This window comes from Nonomuraea ceibae (genome assembly GCF_019396325.1).
Taxonomy (GTDB): Bacteria; Actinomycetota; Actinomycetes; order Streptosporangiales; family Streptosporangiaceae; genus Nonomuraea; species Nonomuraea ceibae.
Map to the genome: position 1 here is coordinate 17,281 of NZ_JAHKRO010000087.1, position 21,819 is coordinate 39,099.

Annotated in this window: 18 protein-coding genes and 1 pseudogene; 6 read left to right on the forward strand and 13 right to left on the reverse strand. The window is 72.9% G+C overall.

Annotated features, from left to right (window positions below):
* Positions 1-5: 5 nt before the first annotated feature.
* The 5 genes from KME80_RS36300 to KME80_RS36320 form a co-directional block, all read right to left on the reverse strand.
* Positions 6-326, reverse strand: a complete 321-nt coding sequence (locus tag KME80_RS36300; RefSeq protein WP_219511585.1) for a DUF5709 domain-containing protein — start codon at positions 324-326, stop codon at positions 6-8.
* Positions 327-359: 33 nt separating this feature from the next.
* A complete protein-coding gene (locus KME80_RS36305) occupies positions 360-893 on the reverse strand; it encodes a hemerythrin domain-containing protein (protein WP_219511588.1) in 534 nt (177 codons plus the stop codon).
* A gap of 53 nt (positions 894-946) precedes the next feature.
* Positions 947-2,242: an MFS transporter gene (locus tag KME80_RS36310; protein ID WP_219511590.1), complete on the reverse strand. Its 1,296-nt coding sequence runs from the start codon at positions 2,240-2,242 to the stop codon at positions 947-949.
* A 93-nt stretch (positions 2,243-2,335) separates the two neighbouring features.
* Complete coding sequence (locus KME80_RS36315; RefSeq protein WP_219511592.1) at positions 2,336-3,028, reverse strand: Crp/Fnr family transcriptional regulator; 693 nt, start codon at positions 3,026-3,028, stop codon at positions 2,336-2,338.
* Between the two features lie 51 nt (positions 3,029-3,079).
* Positions 3,080-4,813, reverse strand: coding sequence for an ABC transporter ATP-binding protein (locus tag KME80_RS36320; RefSeq protein ID WP_281427347.1), 1,734 nt, complete (start codon positions 4,811-4,813; stop codon positions 3,080-3,082).
* 58 nt (positions 4,814-4,871) lie between these two features.
* Between KME80_RS36320 and KME80_RS36325 the strand changes: the two genes are divergently transcribed.
* Complete coding sequence (locus tag KME80_RS36325; protein WP_219511595.1) at positions 4,872-5,291, forward strand: MarR family winged helix-turn-helix transcriptional regulator; 420 nt, start codon at positions 4,872-4,874, stop codon at positions 5,289-5,291.
* 5 nt (positions 5,292-5,296) lie between these two features.
* Here the strand turns inward: KME80_RS36325 and KME80_RS36330 are convergent, their stop codons facing one another.
* Both KME80_RS36330 and KME80_RS36335 read right to left on the reverse strand, forming a co-directional pair.
* Complete coding sequence (locus KME80_RS36330) at positions 5,297-6,304, reverse strand: amidohydrolase family protein (protein ID WP_219511597.1); 1,008 nt, start codon at positions 6,302-6,304, stop codon at positions 5,297-5,299.
* A gap of 42 nt (positions 6,305-6,346) precedes the next feature.
* Positions 6,347-7,528 carry a PucR family transcriptional regulator gene (locus KME80_RS36335; protein ID WP_219511599.1) on the reverse strand — a complete coding sequence of 394 codons (1,182 nt, stop codon included), beginning with the start codon at positions 7,526-7,528 and terminating at the stop codon, positions 6,347-6,349.
* 106 nt (positions 7,529-7,634) lie between these two features.
* Here KME80_RS36335 and KME80_RS36340 point away from each other — a divergent pair, with 106 nt between their 5' ends.
* Together KME80_RS36340 and KME80_RS36345 are read left to right on the forward strand one after the other, a co-directional pair.
* On the forward strand, positions 7,635-9,752 hold the full coding sequence (locus tag KME80_RS36340) for a M6 family metalloprotease domain-containing protein (RefSeq protein ID WP_308126075.1): 2,118 nt from the start codon (positions 7,635-7,637) through the stop codon (positions 9,750-9,752).
* Positions 9,753-9,827: 75 nt separating this feature from the next.
* Positions 9,828-12,344, forward strand: a complete 2,517-nt coding sequence (locus KME80_RS36345; RefSeq protein ID WP_219511600.1) for an ATP-binding protein — start codon at positions 9,828-9,830, stop codon at positions 12,342-12,344.
* Here the strand turns inward: KME80_RS36345 and KME80_RS36350 are convergent.
* The gene (locus KME80_RS36350) at positions 12,325-13,200 is read right to left on the reverse strand and encodes a hypothetical protein (protein WP_219511602.1); all 876 of its coding nucleotides are present in this window, start codon (positions 13,198-13,200) and stop codon (positions 12,325-12,327) included. The genes KME80_RS36345 and KME80_RS36350 overlap by 20 nt on opposite strands.
* 73 nt (positions 13,201-13,273) lie before the next feature.
* On the opposite strand from KME80_RS36350, the gene KME80_RS36355 reads away from it, so the two are divergent.
* Positions 13,274-14,056 carry a tyrosine-protein phosphatase gene (locus KME80_RS36355; protein WP_308126076.1) on the forward strand — a complete coding sequence of 261 codons (783 nt, stop codon included), beginning with the start codon at positions 13,274-13,276 and terminating at the stop codon, positions 14,054-14,056.
* Between the two features lie 24 nt (positions 14,057-14,080).
* Here KME80_RS36355 and KME80_RS36360 read toward each other — a convergent pair whose 3' ends face one another.
* The gene (locus KME80_RS36360; protein ID WP_219511607.1) at positions 14,081-15,127 is read right to left on the reverse strand and encodes a Gfo/Idh/MocA family oxidoreductase; all 1,047 of its coding nucleotides are present in this window, start codon (positions 15,125-15,127) and stop codon (positions 14,081-14,083) included.
* The gene (locus KME80_RS36365) at positions 15,120-16,019 is read right to left on the reverse strand and encodes a proteasome assembly chaperone family protein (RefSeq protein ID WP_219511609.1); all 900 of its coding nucleotides are present in this window, start codon (positions 16,017-16,019) and stop codon (positions 15,120-15,122) included. The genes KME80_RS36360 and KME80_RS36365 overlap by 8 nt, the downstream gene beginning before the upstream one ends.
* A 94-nt stretch (positions 16,020-16,113) precedes the next feature.
* On the opposite strand from KME80_RS36365, the gene KME80_RS36370 reads away from it, so the two are divergent.
* Positions 16,114-16,500 carry an ankyrin repeat domain-containing protein gene (locus KME80_RS36370; protein ID WP_219511611.1) on the forward strand — a complete coding sequence of 129 codons (387 nt, stop codon included), beginning with the start codon at positions 16,114-16,116 and terminating at the stop codon, positions 16,498-16,500.
* Between the two features lie 70 nt (positions 16,501-16,570).
* A complete protein-coding gene (locus KME80_RS36375) occupies positions 16,571-17,572 on the forward strand; it encodes a terpene synthase family protein (protein ID WP_219511613.1) in 1,002 nt (333 codons plus the stop codon).
* 47 nt (positions 17,573-17,619) lie between these two features.
* Here KME80_RS36375 and KME80_RS36380 read toward each other — a convergent pair whose 3' ends face one another.
* The 3 genes and pseudogenes from KME80_RS36380 to KME80_RS36390 form a co-directional block, all read right to left on the reverse strand.
* Positions 17,620-19,734 carry an ATP-binding protein gene (locus KME80_RS36380; protein ID WP_219511615.1) on the reverse strand — a complete coding sequence of 705 codons (2,115 nt, stop codon included), beginning with the start codon at positions 19,732-19,734 and terminating at the stop codon, positions 17,620-17,622.
* 205 nt (positions 19,735-19,939) lie between these two features.
* Positions 19,940-21,115: an FAD-dependent monooxygenase gene (locus tag KME80_RS36385; protein WP_246646346.1), complete on the reverse strand. Its 1,176-nt coding sequence runs from the start codon at positions 21,113-21,115 to the stop codon at positions 19,940-19,942.
* Between the two features lie 175 nt (positions 21,116-21,290).
* Positions 21,291-21,819: pseudogene (locus KME80_RS36390) on the reverse strand (hypothetical protein); the annotation flags it as partial.

A 21,819-nucleotide genomic window follows, 5' to 3' on the forward strand; every position in this document is an offset into this window, starting at 1 on the left:
GGGAGTCACTCGTCGTCGCGCTCGATGTGCACGGCGCGTTCCTCGGCCGACAGGTCGCCGCCGTCCTCGCCCCAGTCGGAGCCGATCTCGCGGTCCTCCGCGTCGGCCTCCAGGCCCTCGTCCGGCTGGGTCAGCCGGTGCTCGGGCCGGGGCGCGTGGCGCAGCCTGTCGGGCAGCTCGCGTCTGAGCCGTTCGTCGAGTGAGTCGCGATGCCGGGGATCGTCCTCGGTGATCTCGTAGTTGAGACCCCGGTCGTCGGTCCATTCCTCGACCGTGATCCCCTGCTCGTCGCTGTATCCGTATCGGTCCGGAGGCTGTTCGGTCATACGCGTCCCCTACCCCGTGGACGGGCCGGAATCCTAGGTTCCGGCCTGCCGCAGGGCGTCACGCAGTTCCTGCTTGTCCATCCGCGACCTGCCGGGGATGTCGGCGCGCTGCGCCTGCTCGTACAGTTCGGCCTTGGTCTCGCCGGTGACGGTCAGCGCGCGCAGCTCCTCGTCGCGGCGCTGCTTGAACGCCTGGCCGAGCTCGCGCAGCCGTTCGGGGGTCGCGGACTCGGTCAGCTGGGGGAGGAGTTCGTCCTCTTCCTCCTTGACGTGGTGGGTGACCGCGTCCTCAAGCTGCTGGAGGGTCTGGCGGAACTCCGCGCTGCCGGGCTCGGCGCGTACCAGGGAGTCGAGCAGGACCTCGGCCTCCTTGTGCTCCTCCACGCCGTGGTGGGCGTCGAGCTGGGGGTAGACGCGGTCCTCCTCGGCGCGGGAGTGGGCGGTGAGCAGGGCGTGCAGCTCGGCCGCGGTGGCGGCCTGGTCGCCCTGGCCGCTCCTGAGCCGTTCGAAGAGGGCTTCGACCTCGCGGTGGTCCTGGGTGATGAGGGAGATGACGTCGCTTGTCATGAGCACCGGGGCTACCCCGCCGGCGGCGGTCCAATCACGGCGGCGGGCACCGGTCAGGCGTTCTCCAGAACCGGGTTCTGCGTGCGGGCGGGCGCGGGCCGTACGGGCTGCAGGGTGGGCTGCAGGGCCGGGGCGGGGGCGGGGCGGCTGGCGAGCCTGGCGAACGCCACGGCGGCCAGCAGCGTCGCCGCCACGCAGGCCACGCCGCCCGCCTCCAGGGCCGCGCGCGGGCCGAAGGTGTCGCTCAGCCAGCCGAGCACCGGGCCGCCGAGCGCCCCCGAGGCCGCGCCGACCATGCCGACCGCGGCGATGACCCGGCCGCGCATGGCGTCGGGGCTGTCGAGCTGTGCCCGCGCCGAGACCGTGGTGTCCACCAGGATGGCCCCGGCCGCGATCGGCAGCATGGCGACGGCGAACGCGGGCAGGGTCGGCAGCAGCCCGCTCAGCGCCTGCAGGACGCTGATGGCGAGGGCGGAGCCGAGCAGCAGCCGCAGCGTCAGCCGCGCGCGGGAGGCGGTGATGACGCCGCCCACCACGGTGCCCACGGCGAAGACCGTGGAGAGCAGGCCGTAGCCGCCCGCGCCGCCCTCCAGCGGGCCCGCGCTCATCGCGGCCATGGTGACCTGGTAGTTGCGCCCCAGGCTGCCCAGCACCAGCGACAGCGCCAGCATCACCAGCAGCCACGGGGTCCGCAGCACGTAGCGGAGCCCGGCGGCGATGGCGCCGGGCTCGCGCTCGGCGCTCTCCAGCTCGTGGAACTCCGACGCCCGCATGGCGGCGACCGCCGCGATCACCGCGAAGAACGTGACCGCGTTGATCACGAACAGCCCGCCCTGACCGGTGACGGGCAGCATCACGCCCGCGATCGACATGCCCAGGATGCGTCCGGCGGAGTTGATGACGGAGCCGAGCGCCATCGCGTTCGGCAGGTCCTCTCGCGGCACCACCTCCGCGCCGAACCGGCCGAGCGCGGGCCCGCCGAGCGCCGAGACGACGCCGCCCGCCAGCGCCACCGCGTAGATGGGCAGCACGGAGTCCACGCCCGTCAGCGCGATCACGGCCAGCACGGCGGCCAGCGCGGCCTGGGCGAGCTGGGCCGCGATCACCACCGGGCGGCTCGGCAGCCGGTCGGCCAGCGCCCCGCCCCACATGCCCAGCAGCAGCGTCGGCAGCGCCTGCATGACCAGGCTGAGACCCATGCTGGTGGCCGACCCCGTCATGGACAGCACGAGCCAGTTGACCCCGAGGACCTGCATCCAGGTGCCGGTGATGGAGACCAGGTCCGCGCCTGCCCAGAGCCGGTAGTTGTGATGACGGAGGGCGCGGAACGTGGAGGAGGTGAGGGACAAGACTTTTCCTGTGCTTGACGGGGGCGACAGGTGGTGAACACCCTCTTTACGGACACGGATTCCGGTATGTCCGAAAAGTGAGGTAAGTCACGTTTAAAACGCGCGGAAGTTGGCCAGGGTCGCCAGCGCCGTCACGTCCAGGATCTCGATCCGCCCGTCGACCGGCCGGATCAGCCGGCGTCGCCGCAGGTCGCGCAGGGCTTTGGCGGTCAGGTCCGGGTCGGCGCCCGCCAGCGCCGCCAGCTCCGGCCCCGACAGCGGCACGCCGACGTCCAGGCCCCGGGTCCCGTGCCTGCCGTGCCGCCCGGCCAGCGACAGCAGCAGCCGTGCCAGGCACGCCCCCGTGTCGTAGCCGGCCAGGTCGAGCCTGCTCTGCTCGGCCCAGCGCAGCCGGTCCACGATGAACCGGCTCATCGCCAGTCCTGCGGGCGCCGAGCCCCTGACGAAGTCCAGGAACGCCGGCCCGCTGACGACCGAGGCGCGCACGGCGCCGCAGGTGGTCACGGTGGCCGCGTGCAAGCTGTGCGTGAGCGGCACCATGTCGCCCACCACGTCACCCGCCACCCGGACGGCCAGCAGCGATTCGTGGCCGCCGCCGGGCCTGGCCGACACCTTGGCCACGCCCTCCAGCAGCACGAAGATCGGCGTGCTGGCCTCGCCCTGGCGCATCAGCACCTGCCCGGCCGCGTAGCGGGCTTCGGCGCCCAGGGCCAGCAGCCGCTCGCGCACGGCGGGCGGCAGGTAATGGAGGAAGGTGCCCTCGGGAAAGCTGCGCAGACCGGTCATGTCCCCCTCCGGCATCCCTCGCCTGTCGCGAATATGGCACCGGATCGGGAATCAGACCAGTTCGAGTGGGCTATCCCGGTTGGCCAGAGCCGCGTAGTGCCCGCCGGCGGCCATGAGCGCATCGTGGGTGCCGCGCTCGACCACCCGGCCGCCGTCCAGCACGACGATCTCATCGGCGTCGCGGATCGTCGACAGGCGGTGCGCGATCGTGATCGTGGTGCGGCCCCTGGCCAGCGCGTCGAGGGCCTCCTGGACGGCCCGCTCGGTCTGGGTGTCGAGCGCGCTGGTGGCCTCGTCCAGGATCAGCACCGGCGGGTCGCGCAGCAGCGTGCGGGCGATGGCCAGGCGCTGCTTCTCGCCGCCGGAGAAGCGGTGGCCGCGCTCGCCCACGAGCGTGTCGTAGCCGTCGGGCAGCGCGGCGATGTGGTCGTGGATGCGGGCCGCCCGCGCCGCCGCCTCGACCTCCTCGTCGGTGGCCGACGGGGCGCCGAAGCGCAGGTTGTCCGCGATCGAGGCGTGGAAGAGGTACGTCTCCTGCGACACCACGCCGACCGTCTCGGCCAGCGACTCGAAGGTCAGCTCGCGCACGTCCACGCCGTCGATCGTGACCCGCCCCTCGGCCACGTCGTACAGCCGGGGCGGCAGGTAGCCGAGCGTCGTCTTGCCGGAGCCCGTCTCGCCCACCACGGCCAGGCTGCCGCCCGCCGGGACGGTGATGTCGATCCCGCTGAGCGTGGGCGCGTCGCCGTAGGAGAAGCCGACGCCCTCGAAGCGGACCTCGCCGCGCACCTCGCGCAGCGTGCGGGTGCCGGGGCGGATGTCGACGGGCAGGTCCAGGTACTCGAAGATGCGCCCGAACAGCGCCAGCGAGCTCTGCACCTCCACGCCCAGCCGCAGCAGCGACACCGTGGGCCTGAACAGCGCGGCCTGCAACGTGGTGAAGGCCACCAGGGTGCCGACCGAGATCGCGCCGGTGTGGCCGACCGCCCAGTAGACGGCCGCGGGCATCGCCGCCATGATCACCTGGATGGTCGACTGCCGCCACCGCCCGGCCATGCTCGCCTTGACGCCCAGCGCGGCAAGCTCGTCGGAGGAGCGGGCGAAGCGCCCGGCCAGATCCTCGGCGCGGCCCATCGTCCGGCCGAGCAGGATGCCGCTGATCGACAGCGACTCCTGCACCATGGCGGAGATCGCCGCCAGCTTGCGCTGCCGCTCGGCGGTGATGCGCTTGCGCTCGCGGCCCACCTTGCGGCTGATCCACACGAACAGCGGCAGCAGCAGGAGCGAGACCGCCGTCAGCCGCCAGTCGAGCGCGAGCATCGCGACGATCGTGGCGATCACCGTGGTCAGGTTGGACACCAGGGAGGTGGCGGTCGAGGTGACGACCGCCTGCATGCCGCCGATGTCGTTGGCGATGCGCGACTGGATCTCGCCCGTCCTCGTGCGCGTGAAGAAGGCCAGGGACATGCGCTGGAGGTGGCCGTAGACGGCGGTGCGCAGGTCGTGCATGACGTGCTGGCCGACGGTGGTGGACACCAGCGTCTGCACCACGTCGAACACGCTGGTGGTGACGGCGACGGCGATCATGCCGAGCGCGAGCAGCGTGAGCAGGCCGGTGTCGCGGTTCGGGATCGCCACGTCCAGCACCTCGCGCAGCAGGAACGGCGAGGCGAGCGAGACCAGGGAGGCCAGCAGGATCAGCGCGCCGACCAGGGCCAGGCGGCCGCGGTAGGGGCGGAAGAGGGTGATGATGCGCCGCAGGGGCGCCCGTGGCTCATCGGCCAAATCGGTACCTCGTTTCTGATGTTGTCTCAAACTGAGGTTACCTCAGTAAGCTGGCGTCATGGAGGACACGGAGCTCGCCGAGCTGTTCCATCAGGTCGGGCGGCGGCTGCGGCACCGCTACGCGCACCTGCTGGAGCCGCACGGCCTCAACCCGGGCCAGGCGCGGGCGCTGCGCGCGCTCGCCGACGCGGGGCGCCCGCTCAGGATGGTCCAGCTCGCCGAGGCGCTGCGCATCGTGCCGCGGTCGGTCACGCCCGTCGCCGACGCGCTGGAGGAGGCGGGGCTGGTGCGCCGGGAGGTCGACCCGGCCAACCGCCGCTCGACGCTGGTCGTCCTCACCGGCGCGGGCCGCGCCGCCGTCGAGCGCGCCCGCGAGGCGCGCCGCCAGGCCGGGCAGGAGCTGTTCGCGGTCCTGTCCGAGGACGAGCGCGACCGGCTCAAGGAGCTGCTGCGGGCGGTCGACGGCCAGTTCTCCTGAAGGGCTCAGGTGACCGTCCGGCCGCCGACGACGGTGCCCAGGCAGCCGGGCCCGCCCAGCAGGGCCGCGTACGGGTGGCGTCCCCGGGCGTCGAAGACCGCGAAGTCGGCCCGGCCCCCGGCGTGCAGCGAGCCCGCGCCGCCCGGCCCGCCCGCCATCCCGAGCGCCCGCGCCCCGCCCAGCGTCGCCGCCCGCACCAGCCGCTCGTCCAGGTCCCGCACCCGGCCGCCGAGCCCGAGCACGCCCTCGCGTACGGCCGCCGCCCGGGCGAGCGGGCCGGCCGCGGGCGCGTCCCCGGGGCCGGTGCCGAACGCCAGGACGTTGCCCTCGTCCAGCAGCGCCAGCCACTCCTCCGGGTACGGCGGCGACGGGCACAGGGCGACGGCGGCGCCGTGCAGGCGCAGGAGCTTGCGCTCGCCGGGGTCCAGGGCCCGGGCGCAGGCGACGTGGCAGTGCGGGCCGAGCAGGCCCGCCTCGTCGAGGGCGGCGGGCGCGTGCCGGTCGAGACGCACCAGCAGCCGCAGGCCGAACGTCCTGGCCAGCACCGCCACGTCCTCCAGCACATGCGGGTCGCGGGTGACCGGCGCGACGCCGACGCCGCACGGCCGGTCCACCTCGCGGATCGCGGTGATGAGGGCGTCGCGCCCGCGTTCCTCCCACTCCCGCTCCGAGGCGCAGCGCACCTCGGCGTAGCAGACGCCGGGGAGCGCGCCGGGGTCGGCGGCCACGACGGCCCGCGCGGTAACCCCGGGGGCGGGCGGGCCCGGCGCGGCGCAGGCGTCGACCAGCCCCGCGACGATCATCCCCGGCCAGCGCCGCTCGCTCGCCACGGGGCAGGCGGCCAGCAGCTCCGCCCGGGGGCCCACCGCCAGCACCCGTTCGCCCCGCACGGCGACGGCGCCGTCGCGGACCGGTCCGGCGGTGATGGGCAGGACGAGCGGGGCGGAGTGCAGGACGACGGGCGCGGGCGCGCGGGCGTTCAGCGTGGTTCCGGAACGCCGCGCGGACCTCATCGGAGCTCCCGTCTCGACTGGCGGATTGTCCCCTTTATGGCATTAAACGGGGTCTTGTCCTACCTGCGCAATCACCTGGTGAACGCCACGCGGGCGGTAACGGCCCGACAGCCGGGCCAGCTTGAGGCTCAGGTGGAGCGCCAGCCGCTCGCCGCCGTCCTTCAGGTCGGTGCGGGCCAGCTCCTCCACCCGCTGCAGCCGGTAGTAGAGCGAGGTCCGGTGCAGCCGCAGCGCCCGCGAGGTCGCCACCGCGCTGCCCGCCAGGTCCAGGTACGTCTCCAGCGTCTCCAGCAGCGGCAGGTGCTGATCCTCGGCGAGCAGCAGCTCCAGCCCGGGGTGCAGCTCGTGGTCGGGGAGCCCGGTGAGCATCCGGTAGACGCCGAGCCGGTCCCAGCGGGCTGTGTGCCCGAGCCCGGGCACCCGCGCCGCCACCTCGGCCGCGTGCCGGGCCTCGGCGTACGAGCCCGCCGCCTCGGCCAGCGACGGCCTGGGCCGCCCGACGCCGACGACGACCCGGACCGACAGGGCGGCGTGCAGCTCGTCCGGCGCGAACGGGGCGCCGGACACGAGCAGCACGGCGTGGTCGTAGCGGACCAGGTGCAGCGGATGGTGGCCGCTCAGCCGCCGCCGCACCGCCAGCAGGCCCTGCTCCAGCGCCAGCCGCACCGCCTCGTCCGGCTCGCCCGACGGCGGCCTGGCGACCAGCGCCGTCACCGGCTGGCCCTGCGGGAACGCGCCGGCCTCGATGAGCTGCCTGGCCGCGTCGCGCTCGCCGCGCAGCAGCCCGGTCACCGCCTCCAGCTCCCGGTGCGAGGCCAGGCCGGTGGCCAGGCTCTCGTGGTAGAGCGCCAGGGCCAGCCCGGGTGCCGCCGCCGCGGCCTCCTCGACCTGGTCGGCGGTCATGGGCGGCGGGGCGTCGATGAACCACAGGAAGCCCAGCAGCCCGGCCTCGTGCCGTACCGGGACGCACACGCGGGGCAGCAGGCCGAGGTGGGGCGCGCCCGGGGTGCGCAGCGGGCCGGGGGAGTCGTGCGCCCCGGCGTCGCGCAGCCACTGGCGGACCTCCGGCGTGGTGTGGCGGCGCAGGATGGAGTCGCGGCGGATGTCGTCCATGACGCCGTTCTGCTCGCTGTAGGCGACGACCCGTTGCAGGCGGTCCTCCAGCAGCAGCGGACGCTCGAGCCGAGCGGCGAGCTCGTCGACGATCCGCTGAAGATCCGCCACAGACGCCCCTTGATGTGGGTATTTCAACAAATGTCGGAACGGCCACTACAGCTCTTCCCTACAACTGAACGGTGATCTCGGTCAATAGGGTCTATACCGTCAACTCGTGAACGCCCCGAAGAAGCTGCTCAAAGGCTTGCTAGCGGTCATCGTGACGATCCCGCTGAGCCTGATGGCGACCCCCGCTTCCGCAGCACCCCCCGCAGACGACCCCGAGCACCCCTGGCGGCTGGAGCACTGGCCGCAGACCCAGCCGTGGCAGCGCGACGCGCCTGAGGAGGCCCCGTCGCTGCGCCGCGACCGCCCGTCCACCGGCGTCAAGCCGATCGACCCGCAGAACTGGGTCAACCCCGACCACATGACGTGGGCGGACTACAAGCAGATCCCCGGCACCAAGTGGAACGACCCCGCGGTCAAGGGCTCCAAGCGCACCTTCAAGGGCGCCCTCGTCCTGCTGGACTACCCCAACCAGCCGTTCGTGGTGACCCAGCCCCGGGGCTCGACCATCTTCGCCAACCCCAGCGCCCAGGCCCACGACGTGCCGCGCGACCAGGTGGCCAAGTTCTACCAGGACTTCCTCAACACCCCGAACGACCTCAACCGGGGTCACACCATCCACGAATACTGGATGGAGGACTCCGGCGGACGCTACGGCGTCGAGCTGACCGGGTTCGGCCCGTACACGATGCCCGGCAAGGACCACGAGTACGCCATGGAGATGCAGGGCGGCGAGGGCTGCCCCTCCGGCGACTCCTGCAACAAGAACCTGCGCGCCGACGGCAACGCCGCCTGGCTGGCCGACGTCGGCAAGGAGACCGCCGACCAGTTCGACTTCGTCTTCTACCTGAGCGCCGGCCAGGACGAGTCGTCCACCTGGCAGGAGTTCGGCATGATGAAGTTCCCCACCAAGGAGGACGTGCCCGACGAGTGGGGCCCCGAGGGCGACCCCGCGCTGCCCAACTGGTCCAGGACCCGCTACGTCGAGTGGACCTCCTGGCAGTCCGGCTCCACCTTCTGGCCCAACGCCCGCTTCGGCGTCGACTCCGTGCAGGCCGAGAGCTCCGGCATGGGCGTCTACGCCCACGAGCTGAGCCACATCATGGGCATCGCCGACAACTACAACAACCCGTACGGGAAGCCGCCCCGGCGCGCCTACACCGGCATCTGGGAGATGCTCAGCCGCGGCAGCTTCAACGGGCCGGGCGGCCCGCACTCCCGCTGGCTGATCCCGCCCACCTCCGGCGGCTCGATGGGCGCCCAGCACATGCTCCGCAACAAGATCAAGCTGGAGATGGTCGACGAGGCCAACGTGCTGCGCCTGTCACGCGAAGCGCTCGACGAGTCCGGCCTGGTCACCGCCCGGATCACCGCCCGCGCCGCGCAGCCCGGCCCGAAGGGGCTGGCCGGTGTGAACATCCAGTTCGACACCCGCGACGAGAGCACCGGCTCCTGTGACGAGAAGGTCGACCCGCTCTGCGACGGCGGCGGCTACGACAACTACACCGTCGAGGTCGTGGACCGGATGGGCACCGACTCCTTCACCCCCGACTCCGGCGTCCTGCTGGCCAAGACCAAGAACATCGACGACGCCCCGTTCGAGTGGGTGATCGACGCCAACCCGCAGGACATCGGCATGACCGACTACGTGATGCCCGACGGGACCAAGGTGCCGATCACGATCGGCGACTACCGGCAGCTGTCCGACGCCCTCTTCCACGCCGGCACCGACTCCGGCAGCGAGTACGAGTACGTCGACGAGGCCAACCGGCTGCACTTCTACATCACCGACGTGCACCGCGACCGCCAGGGCGTGCTGTCCTACACCGTCGCCGTCCGCTCCCTCGACGGCTCGGGCCCGCAGCGGCGCGGCGTCCGGCTGCTGCCCGCCGCCGGCGTCCCGACCGGCAAGAACCTGTCCACCTGCACGTTCCCGCTGTTCAACACCGGCCGCTCCGGCCCGGTGCGCGGGCAGCACCCCGAGGACGTCAGCGCCTACCTCGGCTCCGACGTCTACCGTCTCAAGGCCGAGGTGTCGGGCAAGGGCTGGACCGCCCAGCTGCCCAACGCGCTGGCCTCCGTCGCCGCCGGCGAGCACGCCAAGGTGACGGTCAACGCGCTCCGCGGCGACGGCGGCTCCCGCCTCGCCCGGGTCAAGCTGACCGCCACCTCGGAGAGCGACCCGGCCAAGTCGATGACGGCCACCTGTCACGTGATCGGCCTGTAGCTGAACGACGGGGCACGGGCTGGCGTGGCCCGTGCCCCGTCGGTTTGAATCACCCCCGGAAGGGGGGTCACGTACGTGACAGCTGAGTTGGACAAGCCGCAGCGCCGGCGCAGGCTCGGGGTGGCCGCGCCCGTCGCCGCCGGCGTCGCGGCCGCCGCGGCCAGCATCCTCGCGGCGGCCCTCGAATGGGAGATCCCGCCCCTGGCCAAGGTCGGGGTCACCGCCGCCGCGGCGCTTCTGGTCGGCCTGGCCACCTGGGCCACCACCGAGAGCCGGCCCCGGCGCGGCGTCCCCGCCGAGCCGTCCTCACGCCCGCCCGACCAGTGGCCGCCCGTCCCCGAGCACTTCACCGGCCGCGCCGAGAGCCTCGCCGAGCTGCGCGAGGTCTTCGCCGCCCGCCGCCGGTCCGCCGCCGGCTCCCCGCCGCTCGTGGTCTCCCTGTACGGGCGCGGCGGCGTCGGCAAGTCGGCCCTCATGACCCGCTTCGGGTACGAGGTCGCCGCCTGGTTCCCCGACGGCCGCCTCTACGCCGACCTGCGCGGCGGCGTCGACGCCCCGGTACGGCCCGAGGAGGTGCTGACCGGGTTCCTGCGCGCGCTCGGCGTCCGGCTCACCATCGACCCCGGCGGCCTGGAGGAGCTGCGCAAGCTCTGGCTGACCTGGACCAAGGGCCGCCGCATCCTCATCGGCCTGGACAACGCGCACGACGCCGAGCAGGTCAAGGCGCTGATCCCGGCCGAGCGCGGCTGCGCGGTGCTGGTCACCTCCCGCCAGCCGCTGTTCCTGAACGGCACCCACGACACGCGGCTCGGCGTGTTCAGCGAGGCGCAGGGCGTGGAGCTGCTGGCCCGGCTGGCCGGCGGCGCCCGGGTGAGCGACGACCTGGAGTCGGCCCGGCGCATCGTCCGCCAGTGCGACCACCTCCCGCTGGCCGTCACCATCTGCGGCGGCCGGCTCGCCACCCGCGAGCAGTGGACGCTGCGCCAGATGGCCGACCGGCTGCACGACGAGCGCCGCCGCCTCGACCAGCTCGAACTCGCGCCCACCGTGGACAAGAGCGTGCGCGCCTCCGTCCAGCTCAGCTACGACGACTGCACCGGCGTGCAGCGCCGGCTGCTGCGCCTGCTCAGCGCGCTGCCCGCGCCCGACGTGCCCGCCTGGGTCGCGGGGGAGCTGCTCGACGTCTCCGGGCTCGACGGCGCCGACCAGCTCGAGGCGCTCATCGACGCCCAGCTCGCCGAGTGCTCCGGCACCGACGCCACCGGCGCGCTGCGCTACCGGCTGCACGACCTCGTCGCCCTGTTCGCCGCCGAGCTGGCCGGCGAGGACGACCCCGAGCGGCGCGGCGACGCCATCGAGCGGGTGCTGCACGGCTACCGCCGCCGCGCCGAGGAGGCCGCCCAGGACCGGTGGCCGCAGGACTGGAGCAAGGGCGGCCGCCGCTCCAGCACGGAGGGGCAGATCCACGCCGGCGACTGGCTCAACGCCGAGCGGCTCACGCTCATGTCGATGATCACGCTGGCCAGGCAGCTGGAGATGTGGGAGCTCACCTGGGGGCTGGCCAGGGCGTTCTGCTCGCTGTGCCACTCGCTGCGCGCCTACTGGGCCGACTGGCACGCGGTGGCCGACCTCGGCTGCGAGGCCGCCGAGCGGGCCGGCGACCGGCGCGCCCAGGCGATCTCCATGCTCGACCGCGCCGCCGTGCAGGGTGGTCAGGGCGGGCAGGAGCGGGGCCGCGCGGACGCCGAGTGGGCGCTGGAGGTCTTCACCGAGCTCGGCGAGCCGTGGTGGGCGGCCAGGGCGATGCGGGCCATCGGCATGACGCTGTTCAGCGACGGCCACCTCGACCGGGCGCAGGAGCATCTCATCGGCGCGATCACCGCGTTCAGGGGCGAGGAGGACTTCTGGTGGATGGCCCGCACCCAGCGCAACCTGGCCGAGCTGCGGCTGGCCGAACGGCGGCCGGAGGAGGCCAGGCGGCTGCTGGAGGACTCGCTGGAGGTCTTCGAGCGGGCGGGCAACCGCTACTCGGAGGCGCAGACGCTGCGCGTCTACGGCGAGGTGCTGGCCGCCCAGGCGCGCGGCCTGCGCCGGGCCGGTGAGCACCGGGCCGCGCAGGACAGCTTCGCCCGGGCCGGCCACAGCCTGGACCGGGCGGCCGAGATGTTCCGGCAGCGCGGCGAGCTGTGGGAGGAGGCCCGCTGCCTGCGCGCCGCGGGCGAGGTCGGCGACCCGGCCAACGGCCCGCGCGAGCTGGAGCTGGCCCGGAGGGCCGAGGAGATGCTGGCGGTGCTCGGCGACTCCTGGGGGGTGGCCCGCACCGCCGCCTCCATCGGCCGGGCGCTCGGCCGGCTGGGCCGGATGGCGGAGGCCGAGCACGAGCTGCGCCGGGCCGTGGGCGCGTTCGAGGAGCTGGGCGACCGCTGGTGGATGGCGCTCAGCCTGCGCTACCTGGGCGAGGCGCACCTGGACAACGGCCGGCGCGCCCCGGCGGTGCCGCCGTTGCGCCAGGCCAGGGACCTCTACCGCAGCCTGGGCAACGAGGCGGGCATGAGCAGGACGCTGGAGCTGCTCAGACGAGCGGAGACCTGAGCAGCTCGCCGGCCGCCTGCCTGGCCTCGTGGATGCTCTGCTCGAACAGCCTGCGCACCTGCGTGGCCTGGTCGGACAGCTCCTTGATGTGCGCGCGGGCCAGGTCGTCGCGCACGGTCTCGGCCACGAGCTGCTGGTAGTCCGGGGTGCGCGCGGCCAGCGCCTCCAGCCGCTGGTGCGCGTGGAAGACCCGGTCGGCCTTGACCACCTGCTTGGCGTACTTCTCCAGGTTGCGCACCCGCCTGCACAGGGACGTCCAGGCGGCGTCGAGCGCCGAGCTGTAGGGCTTGAACGCGTCCTCCAGACCGGAGGGCAGGTCGCGGGGGACCAGCCGGCCGTGCTCGGCGTGCATGGCCGACAGCTTGGCCAGCCGCCGGCTGATCTGCCACAGCTCCTCCGGGAGCGTGACGCGGTTGTCGGTCGTGTCGATCAGTCCGGCCCGGTGCACCTGTGAGCCGAGGATCGCGTCGGCCGCCGCCTGCGCCCGGCGCAGCAGCACCTGGCAGGGGTGGTCGAGGTCCTCGGGCAGCACGTAGTGGCCGGCGTACTCGTAGGCGAGCCGGAGACGCCGCCTGGCGGCGCGGTTGGTGGCGTCGACCGCCATCCACCGCAGCATCGCGATCAGGCTCAGGCCCACCGCCGTCATCGCCACGCCGGCCACGCTGCCGGTCGCCAGCCAGATGAACAGCAGTGCGCCCGGCACGACGAACAGCCAGGTCGAAGAGTGGGAGGGCTCCATCCGCCGGCCGGTCCTGGCCATGCGGAGCACCTGAGGGCTGGAGCGCAGTTCGGCCGAGATGTCCGGGGGCAGCGATGGATCGATCACCATCCGTGGGGGCAGGGAGCGCGGATCCATACGTTCATGCTGCGTTATGGAGACCGAATCCGCTCAGTTTTGCCGGACATATAGGGTCAACGTGATGAACGCGATGACGAGATGGATCGATCTGGAAGGCGCGGTCAACGTCCGGGACCTGGGCGGGCTGCCCACCCGGGACGGCGGCGTCACCCGCTACGGCCGGATCCTGCGCTCCGACAACCTTCAGGCGCTCACCCCCGCCGACGTCTCCCGCCTGGTCGGCGACCTGAAGCTCCGGCACGTCGTGGACCTGCGCTCCACGGCCGAGGTCGCCCTTGAGGGCCCCGGCCCGCTCACCGCGGTGCCCGAGGTGACCCACCACCACCTGACGCTGTTCGCCGAGGGCGGGCGGCACACCGACGTCGAGGCCGACACCATCGACGCCGAGCGCGTGCTGCCCTGGCACGAGCGGCAGATCGACGAGGAGCTGCGCGTCACCGGCTTCTACTACGGCTACCTGCGCGACCGGCCCGACGCCGTCGTGGCGGCGCTGCGCGCGATGGCGCTGGCCGACGGCGCGGCCGTGGTGCACTGCGCGGCCGGCAAGGACCGCACCGGCGTGCTGTCGGCGCTGGCGCTGGAGATCGCGGGCGTGACCCGCGAGGCCATCGTGGCGGACTACGCGGCCACCGGCGAGCGGCTGGAGGCCGTCCTGCGGCGGCTGCGCGGCAGCTCCACCTACCGCGACGACCTCGACTCGCGCCCGGCCGACGACCACATGCCGCGCCCGCGCTACATCCAGCAGTTCCTCGCCGTGCTCGACGACCGCTTCGGCGGGCCGCAGGGCTGGCTGGCCCGGCACGGCTGGACGCCGGACGACACCGCCACGATGCGGGCCCGCCTGCGCGAGTGATCGGCCGCGGCCGACGGGCAGCGGTCAGCCGAGGCTGATGACGGCCGACTCCTCGGCCGACCGGCGGGCGGCCTCGATCACGGTCAGCGCCTCGACCGCGCTCTCGGGGCGCACCGGCACGGGCGCGCCCGTGCGCAGCGCCCGCTCGACGCCGCGGTAGAAGCCGAGGTAGTCGCCGGCCTCGGTCGGCACCGCGCGCAGCTCGTCGCCGGCCCCGAGGACTCCCCACCGGTCCTCGGGCTCGTCGCCGAACCCCGCCTCGCCGGGCGAGCGCCCCGCCCGCAGCCGCTCCTCCTGGACGTCCAGGCCGTGCTTGACGTAGGCGGCCTTCGAGCCCAGCACCCGGAAGCGCGGCCCGAGCTGGGCGGCCAGCGAGCTTGCCCACAGATGGGAGCGGGCGCCGCCCGCGTGCGTCAGCGCCACGAACGTGTCGTCGTCCGCGCCGACGCCCTCGCGCCGCACGTCGCTCTCGCAGTAAACCGACCGGACCGGGCCGAGCAGCTGGATCGCCTGGTCGACCAGGTGGCTGCCCAGGTCGTACAGCAGGCCGCCGGCCTCGCCGGGGCCGCCCGACTCGCGCCAGCCGCCCTTGGGCGCCGGCCGCCAGCGCTCGAAGCGCGACTCCAGCCGCAGCACCTCGCCCAGCTCCCCGTCACCGGCCAGCCGGCGCACGGTCAGGAAGTCGCCGTCCCACCGACGGTTCTGGAACACGGTCAGCGGCAGCCCGCGCTCGGCGGCCAGCCGCACGACCGGCTCCGCCTCCTCGGCGGTGCGGGCGAACGGCTTGTCGACGACCACCGCCCTGCCGTGGCGCAGCGCCTCGGTGGCCAGGCTCGCGTGGGTGCGGTTGGGGGAGGCCACCACGACCAGGTCGCAGCGATCCCACAGCAGGTCCACGTCGCCGACGCCCTCGGCGCCGTAGCGCGCGGCCACCTCGGCCTGCCGCTCCGGGTCGCGCGTCACCACGGCGGCCAGCCGCAGCCCGCCGGTCGCGTGGATCAGCGGCGCGTGGAAGAACGCCCCCGCGGTCCCGTAGCCGACGAGGCCCACCCGGACCGGCTGCTCACTCATCGTCGCGCTCCGCCAGGAACCGCTCGAACTGGGCGGCGAGCTCGTCGCCCGTGGGCATCGGGGTGGCGTCGGCGATCAGGTTCTCCCGCTCGGAGCCGGCCGCGAACGCGTCGTACTGCTGCTCCAGCCCGGTGATCGCGCTGGACAGCTCGGCCGACGCGCCGATCTGCTCCTCGATCTCCGACGTCGTGCGCTGGGCCGCCTCGCGCAGGCCGTCCATCGGGAAGACCAGCCCGGTGTTGCGGGTGACCGCCTCCAGCCCGGTGACGGCGGCGGTCGGGTATTCGGCCTGCGACAGGTAGTGCGGCACGTGCACGGCGTAGCCGACCGCGTCGCGGCCCTCGGCGCCGAGCCGGAACTCCAGCAGCGCCGCCACGCTGCCCGGCACCTGCACCCGGCCGAACGCGCTGGTCTGCGGGCCGATCAGCTCGGGGCGGCTGGCGTGCATGGTGATGCCGAGCGGCCGGGTGTGCGGCACCGCCATCGGAATGCCGTGCAGCGTGACCATCCGGCTCACGCCCAGGCGCTCGACCAGGGTGGCGACCGCGCGGGTGAACAGCTCCCACTCCCGGTCCGGCTCCGGGCCGCTCATCAGCAGGAACGGGGTGCCGGTGGTGTCCTCGGCCGCGTACAGGGCCAGCTCGGGGGTCTCCACCTCCACCCATCTGTCGGTGTCGAACGTCATGATCGGCCGGCGCGAGCGGTAGTCGAGCAACCGGTCCACGTCGAACGTCGCCACGACCCGGTGCTCCAGCTCGGCCAGCAGGTGGCCCAACGCCAGGCGCCCGGCGGCGCCGGCGTCGACGAAACCGTCGAAGTGGTACAGCAACACCGGATCGGTCAGCTCGGGGACATCGTCGGCGAGCTTGTAGAGATCCGTCGGGTCGAACACGTCTGGTCAGCCTTTCCTTAGGTACTCATCTCCAGAACCCACGGCGAGCCGGAACGATTCCGTGATCGGCACCCTATCGAGGCACAATGGGCTCATGGACGGGGACCCGGAGCTCGAAGAGTTCGCCACCAGGATGTTCGGCCTGGCCAGGAGCGGTGACACCGACGCGCTGCGCGCGTACGTGGAGGCCGGAGTCCCGGCCGATCTCACCAATGGCAAAGGTGACAGTTTGCTGATGCTCGCGGCCTATCACGGGCACGCGGCCACCGTGAGCATGCTCATCGAGCAGGGAGCCGATCCGGGGCGGGCCAACGACCGCGGCCAGACGCCGCTCGCGGGCGCGGTGTTCAAGAAGGAGCCGGCCGTGGTCAGGGCGCTGCTCGACGGCGGGGCCGACCCGGCCGCCGGGAACCCGTCGGCCGTCGACACGGCCAGGATGTTCGCACACGACGAGTTTTTGGAATGGTTTGGGGCAAAGTAGTTCATAATATGAAATATGTACGAATGAGGGGAGTATGGCCTTTCGAACGGTCCATCGTCATGCTGGATGAGTGGCTAATTCTGCGCATTCCTTCAGTAGGCGACCACTCCAGATCCCTCCGCTGCCCTGCCCGTTCCCCAATGAGATAAACGAGCACGCCGCCGAGGTCGACGCCGAGAGCCATAGCTGGCTGGCCGCCTCACACCTGCTGCCCGGAGCCGAGACCCTCGAGCACTTCCGGCGCTCCAAGATCGGCATGCTCGCCGCGCGGACCAACCCCTTAGTGCCCCGCGACGCGCTCCGACTGATCAACGACTGGTACAACTGGCTGTTCGCCTTCGACGACGCGTTCTGCGAAGGCGAGCTGATGGGGCACCGCGCCTCCGCGCTCGCCCGCGCCCTCCCGCCCCTCCTGGAGATCCTCGACCGGCGCCGCGAACCCGAGGGCGGCGACCCGTTCGGCGTCACCCTGCGCGAACTCCTCGACCGCATCGCCGAGTCCGGCACCCCCGCCCAGGTCGACCGGTGGCGCACCACGGTGAAGGAATACCTGTTCGCCCAGATCTGGGAGGCCGCCAACCGGGAGGTCGACCTCATCCCCACCCCCGAGGACTACGTGCTCATGCGCCGCATCACCGGGGCCACCTTCACCTGCTTCGCGCTCATCGACGTCGGCGGCGGCTACAGGCTCGAAGCCGAAGAATGGCACCACCCCGACGTACGCATGCTCTCCGACCTGGCCTGCGACCTCATCGGCTGGGACAACGACCTGCTCTCGTACGCCAAGGAACGGGGCAACGACAAGGCCCGGCACAACCTCGTCACGGTGCTGGCCACGCACCGGACGTTCAACCTCCAGGAGGCGCTCGAAGAGGTGTCGAAGATGCACAACACGGCCATCGCCGCCTTCGTCGAGCGGCGCGCGGCGCTCGACAAGTGGGCCTCGCTGCCCGTCCGCCGATACGTGCGCGGACTCGAACACTGGGTGCGCGGGCACATCGAGTTCTCCCTCGGCAGCGCCCGCTACGTGCACGCCTGGCCCACCGACACCCGCTGGCCGCAAGCCGTCTAGGTGAGCGCGGGCTCCATCGTCACACCCCGCCCAGGTCCCGGACCCCCTCAGACAACGCCGTCCTCCGAGGCGTCCAGGTCGCCGAGCGCGAGCGCGGACGCCTCGTCGAGGTCCAGCCGCCCGCCCTCCTCGAACGCCGCCTGATAGTCCCGCTCGCCCATCGCCTTCTGGCACTCCTTGACGCACTGATCGTGGTCACCGGTCAGGAACGGCGCGCCCAGCATCGGCAGGCCCGCCGTCTTCCAGTTCTGCTGCAACGCGCCCAGCAGCCGGGCCGCCAGCGGCTCCTGCCCCATCGCGGCGAAGATCCGCGCCGTCGTCTCCAGCACCAGCAGCGTGCCCAGCGTGTCGTGGAAGTGACGCTTGATCCGCAGCCCCTCGCGGGCCGCGTCCAGCGCCTCACCCGGCCGGTTGCTGCCCAGCTTGGTCAGCGACATCGCCCACTGCGCGTAGGAGCTCACCCACAGCTCGCCGCGCTCCTTGCACACCTGGAGGCAGTCGTTCAGCAGCGACTCGGCCTCGTACAGCTCGCCCTGCGCCGACAGCACCAGCGACAGCTCCACGATCGCCGGCAGCAGGCCCGGGTTGAGCTCCTTGTTGTCGGTGTTGAACTCGATCGCCACGCCCAGCAGCGCGCTCGCCTTCTGCAGGTCGTCCTGCAGCAGCGCGGCGGTGCCCTGCATCTTCGAGGCCAGGATCACCGCCCTGGAGTCGCCGACCCGCACCGCCTCGGTGCTGCACCGCTCGGCCGCCTCCAGCGCGCCCACGCTGTCACCCTGGGCGCTGCGCACGTACGACAGCACCCACAGCGCCTTGCAGCGCTCCTTGCTGAAGCCCTTGTTGGCCTCCAGCGCCCGCTCCAGATAAAGGCGGCCCTCGCGGACGAAACCGCAGCACACCCACATGAACCACAGCGACGACAGCAGCGTCAGCGCCAGAATCGTCTCACCCGGCGTGCGCAGCGCGTGCTCCAGCGCGAGGCGGACGTTGTCGTGCTCCTGCCGCATGCGCACGAACCAGTAGATCTGCCTCGGCCCCGACCAGGCGTCCTCGCTGCGCTGCGCCAGGCTCAGGTAGTAGGCCAGGTGCTTGTGGCGCAGGTTCTGCTTCTGGCCGAGCTTCTCCAGCCACTCCTCGCCGTACTCCGCCAGCGTGTCGATCAGCTTGTAGCGGACGCCGGCGTGGTTGCTGCTGATCATCAGGATCGACTTCTCCACCAGCCCCGTGACCAGGTCGGTGATGTCGCCTTCCGGCAGCCGCTCGTCGGAGCAGACGGCACGCGCCGCCTCCAGCTCGAAGTCACCGGCGAACACCGACAGCCGCGCCCACAGCAGCCGCTCGGCCGGCTCGCACAGCTCGTGACTCCACCCGATCGCCGCGCGCAGCGTCTGATGCCGCGGCAGCGCCGTCCGGCTCGCGCCCGCCAGCAGGCTGAACCGGTCGGCCAGCAGCGCCAGGATCTGCTCCACCGACAGCGCCCGCAGCCGCACCGCCGCCAGCTCGATCGCCAGCGGGATGCCGTCGAGACGACGGCACAGCTCCGCCACCGCATTGATGTTGTACTCGTCGAGCGCGAAATCGGGCACCACCGCCCCGGCCCGCGCCGCGAACAACTGCACCGACTCGTTGGTGAACAGGTTCTCCACCGGGTCGTCGCCCGGCACCTGCAGCGGCGGCACCGGCACCACGTGCTCGTACGGCAGGTGCAGCGACTGGCGGCTGGTGGCCAGCACCTTCAGGTTGGGCGCCGCCTCCAGCAGCTCGTGCACCAGCTCCGCGCAGCCCTGCACCAGATGCTCGCACGTGTCGATGATGAGCAGCATGTCGCGCGTGCCCACCCACTCCGACAGCGTCTCCGACTCCGCCCGCGACGACTGGTCGGCGATGCCGAGCGCGGACGCGATCGTGTGCCGGACCATGCCCGCGTCCTGCAACCGGGCCAGATCGGCGAACCAGACACCGTCGGGATAATGGTTGCGCACCTGGTGCGCCAGCCGCAGCACCGTGCGCGACTTGCCCACGCCGCCGATGCCCGTGACCGTCACCAGGCGGGACTCGCCCAGGTGCCGCTTGAGGTTGGCGAGCAGGCGCGTCCGGCCGACGAAGCTGGTGAGCTCCGCCGGCAGATTGCCTTCTCGCCGCCATCCTGTCGGGGTGGCCATGGGCAGCCTCTCGGGGGATAGGCGACAACCTGCTTAGGCATCGTACCGCCGAGATCGCCGGGTGTCCCGGCGCCTGGAACGCCCGCGGGGTCGGCTTTGTATCACTCGGTAGCATGTATTCCATGCAGAATTCTCTCCCGGAGCAGACCTCCGACGACACCGACCTCGGCTGGGGCGACTGGCCCGAGACCGACCCCGACGCCTTCTACCTCGACAACAAGCCGCCGCACTGGGCATAGTCCTTCAGCTCGATGCCGGTCGCGAACCAGTCCGTGGCCTTGAGCATCGCCCGCATCATCACCCTGCGGCGGAGCATCCAGTTGCGCATCCTGATCCGCGCCGGCGTCGCCGGCGCCAGGAACGACCCGGCGTTCCCCTGCCGCGCCACCTTGGCGTAGCCGCGGAACGCCTCCTGATAGGCCGCGAACCCGGCCCGGTGATCACCGCCCGCCGCCGCCAGCTCACCCGCCAGCACGTACGCGCCCACGAGCGCCAGACCGCTGCCGAAACCGCCCAGCGTGTTCCCGTACGCCGCGTCGCCCAGCAGCACCACGCGGCCCCTGGCGTACTCGTCCGTCTCGACCCGGCTGATCGAGTCCAGGTAGATGTCCTCGACCCCCGCCAGCCTGTCCAGCACCTCCGGGATCCGCCACCCGGCGCCCCGGTAGGCGTCCATCAGGATGCGGCGCTGCTGCTCCACGTCATGACGGTCGTAGTTCAGCGGCTCGGAGGCGAAGACGAAGAAGCTCGGCGCCTTCCGCCCGCCCAGCGCCGCCATCCTGCCCGGCTCGTTGTACATCTGGCTGCCCGACTCCAGGTCGAGCTGCACCAGCGCGTAGTAGTGGCCCAGGAAGCGGACGAACTCCTCCTCCGGGCCGAACGCCAGCCGCCGCACGTTCGAGTGGATCCCGTCCGCCCCCACCACCAGGTCGAACGTCCGCGGCGCCGCCCGCTCGAACGTCACGTCCACGCCCCCGGCCGACTGCGTCAGCGACGTGATCGAGTCGCCGAAGACGTACTCGCAGCCCTCCCGCGTCCGCTCGTACAGCAGCTCCGCCAGGTCGCCCCGCAGGATCTCCACGTCGCCGCCGGTGAACTCGCCCGGCATCAGGGCCAGCCGCCTGCCCCGCGCGTCGACGATCTCCTGGTCCGACCCGCCGGTCCGGCGGCGGTACACCTCCTCCAGGATGCCCATGCGCTCCAGCACGGTACGGTGCACGGCGCCCTTGAAGTCGACCGCCTGCCCGCCCAGCCGCAGCGCGGGCGCCTTCTCCACCACGGTGACGCGGCACCCGTACCGGTGCAGCCAGTAGGCGATCGCGGGGCCGGCGACGCTCGCGCCGGAGACGAGGACCGAGGTGTTCTTCATAGCGGTGTCCATGAGACCGAGCATGGGCGCCCCCGCTGACAACCCACCGCGCCCCCGCTGACAGTCCCCGCCGGCCGCACTCCCGCACTGTCAGCGGACCGCACCGGGCGCCGGCGGCCCGGGCGCCAGTGGCCCGGGCGCCAAGCGGACCGGGCGCCGACGGGCCTGGGGCCACGCGGCCCAGGCGCTAGCCGGTCCGGTGCGCCGGGGGGTCGCCCTCGCCGGTCAGGCGCACCACTTCGGCGGTCAGGGCCGTCAGAAGGTCCGCCCGCGTCAGGGCCCTGCCACGGGCGTGCGCGCGGTCGAACGCCTCGACCCCCAGCACCTCGCGTGCCGCCTCGGCGGTCGCGGCAACCTGCCGATCACCGGCCACCGCCGCCCCCCGCACCGCCACCCCCGCCCCCAGCAACACCGCCGCCCTCTCCGCCACCCCCGCAGAAACCGCGCCCTGCCCCGCCACCCCCGCGGCCCACCCGGCCACGCTCTCCAGGACCAGCGCCCCGGCCAGCCCCTCGGCGACGTCCGCCAGGTCGGCGGCCAGGCCGACGTCGAGCACCGCCGTCACCGCCTGCCCGTACAGCCGCCGCGCCTCCCCGCCGCCCCCGGACCCCCGTACACCGGACCCCCGTACACCGGCCCGCCGCTCGGCCCGCCGCTCGGCCCGCCGCTCGGCCGCCGTGAGGCGGGCCAGCGCGACGAGCACGCGCCCCCCCGCC

What these genes read in the sequence shown, in the direction of transcription:
- KME80_RS36300 (WP_219511585.1), bottom strand. Translation starts at nt 326, where the DNA reads ATGACCGAACAGCCTCCGGACCGATACGGATACAGCGACGAGCAGGGG.
- KME80_RS36305 (WP_219511588.1), bottom strand. Translation starts at nt 893, where the DNA reads ATGACAAGCGACGTCATCTCCCTCATCACCCAGGACCACCGCGAGGTC.
- KME80_RS36315 (WP_219511592.1), bottom strand. Translation starts at nt 3,028, where the DNA reads ATGACCGGTCTGCGCAGCTTTCCCGAGGGCACCTTCCTCCATTACCTG.
- KME80_RS36325 (WP_219511595.1), top strand. Translation starts at nt 4,872, where the DNA reads ATGGAGGACACGGAGCTCGCCGAGCTGTTCCATCAGGTCGGGCGGCGG.
- KME80_RS36330 (WP_219511597.1), bottom strand. Translation starts at nt 6,304, where the DNA reads ATGAGGTCCGCGCGGCGTTCCGGAACCACGCTGAACGCCCGCGCGCCC.
- KME80_RS36350 (WP_219511602.1), bottom strand. Translation starts at nt 13,200, where the DNA reads ATGGATCCGCGCTCCCTGCCCCCACGGATGGTGATCGATCCATCGCTG.
- KME80_RS36355 (WP_308126076.1), top strand. Translation starts at nt 13,274, where the DNA reads ATGACGAGATGGATCGATCTGGAAGGCGCGGTCAACGTCCGGGACCTG.
- KME80_RS36360 (WP_219511607.1), bottom strand. Translation starts at nt 15,127, where the DNA reads ATGAGTGAGCAGCCGGTCCGGGTGGGCCTCGTCGGCTACGGGACCGCG.
- KME80_RS36370 (WP_219511611.1), top strand. Translation starts at nt 16,114, where the DNA reads ATGGACGGGGACCCGGAGCTCGAAGAGTTCGCCACCAGGATGTTCGGC.
- KME80_RS36380 (WP_219511615.1), bottom strand. Translation starts at nt 19,734, where the DNA reads ATGGCCACCCCGACAGGATGGCGGCGAGAAGGCAATCTGCCGGCGGAG.
- KME80_RS36385 (WP_246646346.1), bottom strand. Translation starts at nt 21,115, where the DNA reads ATGGACACCGCTATGAAGAACACCTCGGTCCTCGTCTCCGGCGCGAGC.